At 40.7% G+C, this 410-nt stretch carries 1 protein-coding gene; it reads left to right on the top strand.

Annotation, left to right across the window (positions count from 1 at the left end; translation table 11 throughout):
- Positions 1-410, top strand: a 410-nt coding sequence (locus I6F37_RS42365; protein WP_225154730.1) for a hypothetical protein, incomplete at both ends; no start/stop codon positions are given.

Below are 410 nucleotides of genomic sequence, written 5' to 3'. Positions count from 1 at the left end.
TACTTACACCAATCAATACTCTATTTATGGAAGCGAAATTAATGGGCGTTTTTTCTTTACCGGGCTGAATAATTTTGATAGCCTTCGCCCCTATCGCTATGCCAGGGAAATCTATACCAGCAATGATCAACACGTGGGGATGAATATTCTTGCACCGAACGTTTATGCACAATTACAAACGACTTTGTTTCCTGGCTTCGACATTACCGGTGGCGTACGTATTGATTATGCTGATTATTTGACAAGAGCTAATTACAACGCAACGCTGGACAAAGAATTGGGCTTGCGTACGGATAACAAACTGGCTTCTTTACAAATACAGCCACGTGTACAAGCTACCTGGGATATTAGTAAAAAAGGTAAAAATATTGTACGTGTAGGTGGTGGTATTTTGGGTTCTGCTATCAACC

Source organism: Bradyrhizobium sp. NBAIM08, assembly GCF_020193935.1.
GTDB classification, from domain to species: Bacteria; Pseudomonadota; Alphaproteobacteria; order Rhizobiales; family Xanthobacteraceae; genus Bradyrhizobium; species Bradyrhizobium yuanmingense.
This window is presented reverse-complemented; position numbering and strand designations above follow the sequence as displayed.